Source organism: Rhodothermales bacterium, from assembly GCA_013002345.1.
In the GTDB taxonomy this organism is placed as follows: Bacteria; Bacteroidota; Rhodothermia; order Rhodothermales; family JABDKH01; genus JABDKH01.
Map to the genome: position 1 here is coordinate 1 of JABDKH010000082.1, position 7,387 is coordinate 7,387.

At 58.8% G+C, this 7,387-nt stretch carries 8 protein-coding genes; 3 read left to right on the plus strand and 5 right to left on the minus strand.

The window, feature by feature from the left end; translation table 11 throughout:
• Positions 1–135: 135 nt before the first annotated feature.
• Genes HKN37_04250 through HKN37_04265 form a run of 4 tightly spaced genes read right to left on the minus strand, consistent with a single transcriptional unit; the run spans position 136 to position 2,700 of the window.
• Entirely contained in the window at positions 136–1,800 is a 1,665-nt protein-coding gene (locus HKN37_04250; protein ID NNE45853.1) for a cytochrome C oxidase subunit I, read from the minus strand.
• 4 nt (positions 1,801–1,804) lie between these two features.
• Positions 1,805–2,275: a cytochrome C oxidase subunit II gene (locus tag HKN37_04255; GenBank protein ID NNE45854.1), complete on the minus strand. Its 471-nt coding sequence runs from the start codon at positions 2,273–2,275 to the stop codon at positions 1,805–1,807.
• Between the two features lie 2 nt (positions 2,276–2,277).
• Positions 2,278–2,445 carry a cytochrome c oxidase subunit 2A gene (locus HKN37_04260; GenBank protein ID NNE45855.1) on the minus strand — a complete coding sequence of 56 codons (168 nt, stop codon included), beginning with the start codon at positions 2,443–2,445 and terminating at the stop codon, positions 2,278–2,280.
• A gap of 36 nt (positions 2,446–2,481) precedes the next feature.
• Positions 2,482–2,700 (minus strand): hypothetical protein, encoded by a 219-nt coding sequence (locus HKN37_04265; GenBank protein ID NNE45856.1) that lies wholly within the window; start codon positions 2,698–2,700, stop codon positions 2,482–2,484.
• Between the two features lie 709 nt (positions 2,701–3,409).
• Here HKN37_04265 and HKN37_04270 point away from each other — a divergent pair.
• The 3 genes from HKN37_04270 (at position 3,410) to HKN37_04280 (ending at position 6,713) form a co-directional block, all read left to right on the plus strand.
• Positions 3,410–3,742 carry a hypothetical protein gene (locus tag HKN37_04270; protein NNE45857.1) on the plus strand — a complete coding sequence of 111 codons (333 nt, stop codon included), beginning with the start codon at positions 3,410–3,412 and terminating at the stop codon, positions 3,740–3,742.
• Positions 3,732–5,201, plus strand: coding sequence for an FAD-dependent oxidoreductase (locus HKN37_04275; protein ID NNE45858.1), 1,470 nt, complete (start codon positions 3,732–3,734; stop codon positions 5,199–5,201). Before HKN37_04270 ends, HKN37_04275 begins: the two co-directional genes overlap by 11 nt.
• A gap of 360 nt (positions 5,202–5,561) precedes the next feature.
• Positions 5,562–6,713 (plus strand): low temperature requirement protein A, encoded by a 1,152-nt coding sequence (locus tag HKN37_04280; GenBank protein ID NNE45859.1) that lies wholly within the window; start codon positions 5,562–5,564, stop codon positions 6,711–6,713.
• A 9-nt stretch (positions 6,714–6,722) separates the two neighbouring features.
• Here the strand turns inward: HKN37_04280 and HKN37_04285 are convergent.
• A partial coding sequence (locus HKN37_04285) for an amidohydrolase family protein (GenBank protein NNE45860.1) occupies positions 6,723–7,387 on the minus strand: 665 nt, incomplete at its 5' end.

Here is a 7,387-nt window from a genome sequence, read left to right on the forward strand (position 1 = left end):
CGACAGGGCAGGTCTGGATGCCCGAGATCGCCGCGACTATCTGGCTGCCGCACGTAACGACCCACCAAACGAAAGGCCGACCGGAAGATCACTCCCGGCCGGCCCGTATCGAATCAACCGTCATCCAGCCGTGATCTACCAGAGCGTGAAGCCTGGCGACACGAAGTTAGGCGGCAGATAGCTGGCGAAGAATGGCCCGTAGGCAACAATGATCATTACGATTGCCACGACCATCCAGAACCCCAGTTTGTCCAGTCGCAACTCCCACTTGCTTAGACCCGGCGCCGCGAGCGTCTCCGACCACGGGATATCTGCAGGAATGTCTCCTTTCTTTCCCCAGAGAATCGTCACGAGGATCACGATGAAGAACACGAAGATCCCGATGAACATCAGCGAACCACCCACCGCCGTGAGTGCACCGCCGAGATCCCATGCCTCATTGGTGTAAGTAGCCTGCGCACGATAAATCCGCCGCGGCATTCCCTCCAGACCAGCCGAAATCATTCCGCGGGCGAAAATCAGGACGCCGATCGTGTAGATCCAGGACGAAGCCACCGCCCACGTCTTGCCCCAGAGGCCGCGACCTGACAGATAGGGGACGAGCCAGTACGCGACGCCCATGAGCGTCAGGGCCACTGCGCTGCCAACCGTCATATGAAAGTGGCCGGGAATCCAGGTCGTGTTGTGCACCACCTGATTCATCGTGAAACTGGCATTGATCAACCCGGTGATCCCGCCAAACACGAACGTGATCATGGCCAGCAGCTGGGCAACGAGTGACGGGTCCTTCCACGGCAGCTTCCGAATCCAGCCCAGCAGTCCGCGACCCCCTGCGGCCCGCCCGCCGATCTCCAGCGAAGCCATGACCGAGAAGGCCGTCGCCAGGCTCGGAAAGAACACACCAAAGGTCAGCACGCCGTGGATTGCCTTCATCCAGGTTGCGATACCTGGATCCGTGTACTGATGATGAAAGCCGGTCGGAATCGAAAGAAGCAGAAAGAGAACGAACACGAACCGCGTCAACGAGTCGCTTACGATTTTTCCCCCGGCCTGCCGCGGCACCAGCGCATACCACGACACGTAGGCCGGCAGCAGCCAGGCGTACACGATCGCGTGCGCCGTGAACCAGAAGAGCGTGCGCGTCAGCAGCGGGTCGGTTTTTTCCATCCAGCCGAGCGTCCACGGCGTCAGGAAACCGAGAAACGAAACCGCAATCGGGATGGACGCGAGCCCCCACATCGAGTAGGAGAACACAGAAATGTGAGCAAGCAGCGGCACGCGCTCCCCGGGATTCTCCTTTCTCCACTGTCTCCAAACGATGATCATGTTCGCCAGCGCGACCCACGTGCTCACGACCACCAGCGCAAGGCCGATGTAGTACGTCCAGTGGGCCTGCAGTGGGGCGTACGACGTGTACAGCACGCTGGCCTTGTTCGCCGCCACGGCGTAGATCACCAGTACGTTTCCGAGAGCGAGCAGGCCGAACGAAAGCCAGAGCATCCAGTCCACGAGCTTCTTTGACAGGGCCCTCGCGGTCATCAGAGGCAGGAAGCCGTTCGAGAACGAGAAGGTGAAAATCAGCGCGTTGGCAACACCGTGCGCGGTAAGGCCCTGGTAGTAGCTTTTCAGAAACGGGAAGTACCCCAGGATGTCAATCCCGGCATACGAAAGCGATTGCGCCAGTCCATGGAAGATGCCCGCGGTCAGCGCTGCATAACCGATGTACATGGCCCAGAGAAGTGGTCGCCGCTGGTTTTCGGGCAGCTTGAAGCCCGATGGATCAAAGACAATTGCGTTCATCAGGCTATTCCACGATTACTTTTCCGTACATGGTGTGGTGACCGATGCCGCAATACTCATGGCAGATAAGCAAGCGTTCACCGGGATCGTTGAATACGTAGGTATTACGCGATACCTGGCCGGGGACAAGCATCATGTTGACGCGCGTGCCCTCGACCTGCAGTCCGTGTATGACGTCGTTCGAGGTCGCGACGAACGTCACTTCGGCGCCCGCCGGGACTCGAATCTCGGCCGGGACAAACGCCCACACCTGGCCGATCATCACGACTTCGTAGGAGTTCTCTCCGGTCTGCCGTACGCCCGGATTATCGAACGGCGGCTGCGACCGCATGGTCGCCGGATCAACCTGGCCTACTCGGCCCGGCAGGTTTATGCCCATCGCGATGCTCGCGTAGGCAAGTACTCCCATGCACGCGACCAGCAACACCGCGCCAAGCCACAGGAAGGCCTTTTCGTACGTCTCGATTCTATTCATGGCTATCGGTCTAGTAGTGTCATGTACATGAGCGCCCAGAAGCCGAAGATCATCATCAGGAAGATCATCGTGAGAAACAGGGTACCCGTAACGACAGGCTCCTGATCAGCCGGAAGTCCATCGTGCTGCTCCTGAGAAGTCGTCGTCTCCGGCGCAGTTGTCCCTTTCAAGTCAGTCATGGTATCTCAGGGAAACTGGTGAACGATTTATGTTTTCTCGGGCTCTGAATGCCACGCATTGACTCGCCGTCCCACGATGGCGAGAAGTCCGATCAGAAGTGCCAGCACAGGAATTGAGATCCCGATTCGGACCAGGTCCACTTGCAACGCAAGCAGTTGGTTGATCGTCTCCCACAGGTACGCAACCATCGGCAGACCGACCAGGACGAATAGCGCCATCAGAAAAAACGTCTTGGCTGAACTCATCGTCGGGTGAAGGCCGGGCCGAAGGGGCGAAATCTGATTTGTGCGGCGGGTGTCGAGCACTCAACAGCGCGGCGGGAATATATGCAGCGGTGGGCGCTGTGACAATTTTCCCTGTCAGGAGTAGTGGCGATCGATCTCCGGCGACCCTGTCATTCCGGAACTTGCGCGCCTGTCATTCCGAGCGCAGCGAGAACCACGGGCTGCGCCGGCCTGACGTCGCAGAGCCCTCCATGATCCCGCATTATGTCGGGAGGACCTCTTACCAAACAGAATTTGCCGAGGCAGCTCCCACGCCGGCTGCGAACGCTTGCCATGTCTTCGCGGGACTGCCCCTCCGTCATTCCGAGCGCAGCGAGGAACCTGTGCGTTGCGCCAGCCAGTCGTTATATCCTTCCAGGATCCAAAGACGACATGCGATAACCCACAAAAAAAAGAAGGCCCGAGTTCCACCAAACTCAGGCCTTCAACTCGTGAGCTCGGTTCCCAGGCCGAGCCCTACCACCCATATAGAAGTGCGTGCATCGAAGTGCACCTGTAAAGAGACGGAGGCGCAATCTCTTTTCAGGTCGACTTCACTATTCTTACCGAAGCATCGCTAAATCGCTCCCTGGGCAACCGTCAGCGCTACCGACGATCGGTGCAGCTCTGTAACGACTCGCCCTCCGGCGAAACTCAGCTCCGGCAGGAAGAACCGCAACACTGATTTCGGATGGAAATACAGTCCTATATCGACCAGATTCTAGCGCTCGGAGCCGGCTACGGCGTCAATCCCGCAATTTTCGCCGCGATTTACGTCGGTGCGATTCCGTTCTTTACGCTCTCGATCGGCTGGCTTGTTCGTAATCTGCGCAGCGGAAGATCGGCTACGCTCCCAATCCTCAGCGCCGGTTTCTTCTTTATCTCAGCTTATCTCTATCTGCTCATCGCCGGACGTAACATCCCGCTATGGGTTTATGGATTGATCGTTGCCCTGTTAGCATTCGGCGCGTGGTCCACTGTGAAGAAGGTCAGGAAACAAACGGCAGAAGATCATGGCGTATGACTACGACGTTATTGTGATTGGTGGCGGTGCAGCCGGCCTCACATCCTCCGGGCTGGCGGTTACGCTCGGCGCCAAAACGTTGATGATCGAGGGTGAGCGCCTCGGCGGCGACTGCACCTGGTACGGGTGCGTGCCGAGCAAGACGCTCCTGAAAGCTGCGAAGGTAGCGCAGCAGTCACGCGATGCCGAGAAGTACGGGCTCTCCGGAACTGAGCTCGATTTCTCGTTCGCTCGGATGATGGAGTACGTTCGCCACGTCCGCGAAGAGGTTTATGAGGAAGCCGACAGGCCCGAGATTTTTGAGGATCTCGGGGTCGAGGTTCGAGCAGGAACCGCCAGCTTCATCGACGACCATACCATCAGCATTGAAGGACGAAAAAGCTGGACGGTCACGGGCAGATACTTCGTTATCGCTACAGGTGCCAAAGCCTGGGTACCACCGATTCCCGGACTGGATAGCGTCCCGTTCCTGACGAATGAATCGCTGTTCGAGTTGACAGAGCAGCCCGGCAGGCTGGCCATCGTCGGCGGCGGACCGATCGGGACTGAGATGGCGCAGGCGTTCTCTCGGCTCGGTACCCACGTGACGGTCATCGACATGCTCGACCGTATTCTGTCGAAGGATGATCTCGAGGCGTCGGCGTTGATCCAGAAAAGGCTGTCCTCCGAAGGAGTGAACTTCCAGCTCGGCGCGGACGTGAACCAGATTTCTGAACGCGCTGGTGAGATTGCGATCAGCATCACCCGGGAGGAAGCCACATCGATCGTGCATGCGGATGCTCTCTTGATGGCGACCGGGAGACGCGCCAACATCTCGTCGCTGAATCTTGAAGCGGCAGGAGTAGAGGTCGGCAGACCCGGCATCGTCGTGAACGACCGCTGCCGAACGTCGCGGCGCCACATCTACGCGGTCGGCGACGTGACCGGACGCTACCAGTTTACACACATGAGTGAGCACATGGCCAAGGTGGCCGTCACCAATGCGCTCCTCAAACTGCCGATGAAGATCGACAGCCGGAACGTACCATGGGTGACGTTCACAGATCCCGAGGTTGCGCATGTAGGGGCTACCTCAGCCGATCTGACACAGGCCGGCACCAATTTCCAGACGTATCGCTTTCCCTACAGCAAGGTCGACCGCGCGGTGACAGACGGAGAGACCGAAGGTGTGATCAAAGTGTATGCAAAGCCATCCACCGGTCGCATCTACGGCGTCGACATCGTCGGCACGAGCGCTGGAGAACTGATCAGCGAGTACGCCCTCGCGATGAAGAACCGCATCTCGCTTCGCAAGATCTCCGACACCATCCACCCGTATCCGACCTATGGTCTCGGCGCCCGCCGCGCCGCCGATCAGTGGTACGTACAGAAGCAGTCGCCCACTCTGGTGAAGATCCTCAAGATGATCTTTCGTTATCGAGGGCCCGTGCTCGAGTTCGGTCCGGACGATATCCTCTAACCTTTCGTGCAGACCGGGCAGCCTGGCCTCGAGCGATTGGGTGGAGCGTGCCCGCCAGGCTCCGGGCCTTCGCCGAAGGGGATTCCCTCTAGGTGAACTCGCGCGATTCACGCCTCGTCACCGCCACAGAACCGAATTTCAAAGCGCCGGATTTCCCATCCTCCATTGATGCGGAGAGGCAGAATTGCCCACAGATTGTATTTTGTTGGCGCGCTTGACCCCGGAGGCAATCAACAATCGGCGCATGTTGATAGAGCTTGCGGCTGAGATGTGTTCTGATCATACTCCACCTTCCGACGTCGAACACAGACACCAACGGCCTCCTGTTCGGACAGCACGTTCACCTATCCAGAACCATTCATGCGGAAAACGTCTATCACTTCACCCGAGGATCAGAGCGTCACGTTTGTGGAGCTGTTCTTCGATCTGGTTTTCGTGTTCTGTATCACGCAGATCGTGGGCATCTTGCACCACGGGTTCACGTTCGGCGCGGTGGCGCAGTCCGTCCTCGTTTTCTGGCTGGTCTGGTGGGCATGGACCCAGTTCACGTGGGCTCTGAATGCAGCGGACACGGATCACGCCAATGTGCAGCTGCTGACGTTGGCAGCTACCGCCGTAGCCTTCTTCATGGCCGTGTCCGTTCCGGCGGCATTCGAGGGCGCCGCACTTTGGTTTGCAGGTCCGTATGTACTGGTCCGATCGATTGGCCTGTGGTTGTATAGCTGGGCCGCGTCCGAAAATGAAGGGCAACTGGCGGCAGTCCGCACCTTTGCGTTCGTCTCGATCGGAGGTCTGGCCGCGGTTCTGGTTGGGGCGATAGCAGGCGGCGACCAACTCTATTATTTCTGGGGACTGGCGATCCTTCTCGACGTCATCGCAGCGAATGTCGGCGGCAGGGAGGAGGGTTGGAACCTGCATCCCGGCCATTTCTCAGAACGACACGGCCTGATTGTTATTATCGCCCTCGGTGAATCACTGATCGTGGCGGGTGGAGGTCTGGTTTCGGCACCACAGGAGATTTCACTGGTCGTGGTAGGATTCCTTGCCGTTACGCTCACCTGTGCGCTCTGGTGGAGTTACTTCCCCTCTATCAAACCTGCCCTGGAAGAAGCGATGCACGGGGTCAAAGGGTCCGAGAGGGCGCAGATGGCAAGGGATACGTTTTCACTGGCTCACTTCCCGATGCTGTGTGGAATTATTGGGATCGCAGCGGCACTCGAGGTGGCCATTGCGCACTCCCACGAGGCGCTCGCGACGGGTCCCAGAGCGGCTCTGGCCGTGGGACTGCTTCTATTCCTCGGCGGCACGGCGGTGGCCAGATGGCGTGCCCTTCGCCACACCTCCCTGGTGCGTATCGGAGTGGTCTTAGTGATGACGGCCACCGTCCTGCTTCTGGCAGGAGTTCCGTCGTACGTGTCGCTAGCTGTTGGTCTGGCGGGAACGATGGTGGTCGTCTTTCTGGAGCATCGGGAGATTCGGACATCGCACGGTGCACAGCCCGAACCGGCCTGATCTAGTGAGCTATCGGGCCGACGCGATCTGCTCCAGTCTGTCCTGAATCTCGGTCTCCGGAATCCAGCGCCCCCGCAGCACCACCCCGGCTCGACGTGACAGATTAGTAATGTCCTCCAGTGGATTTGCGTCCAGAACAAGTAAGTCCGCCCGCTGCCCGGCGGAGATCGTCCCGAAGGAATCTTCATTCGAGAAATACTCCCCGACATTGCGAGTGGCGGAAGCGAGGATCTCATATGGTGACAAACCCGTGTCCACCATCCGCTTCGTTTCCCGGTGCACCGAAAACCCGGGCACACTGAATAGCTGCGGCGCATCGGTGCCGAACAGGATCTTGACGCCCTCCTCCTGCATGATCTTCAGCAGGCGCATTCGCGTCTCGATCACGCGATCTGCCGCGGCACGATCCGTCTGACCCGCACGGCGCTGCACATTGCTCTTCCACGATTCGACAATCGACAAGGGCATATACTTAAGCTCTTCGTAGGAAGACATAACCGCCAGATCGGCCGTTCCCCACAGCGTCTCCCAGAGGGCCATCGTGGGTACGATCCACGCACCGGCGTCACGGGTCTTTCTGGCTATGGTCCGGAGGTCCTCGTCGGACACTTCTCTCTCCGCCGAACCGAGATAGACCGTGTATCCATCTATGTGATCGAACGTTTCCTGACCCG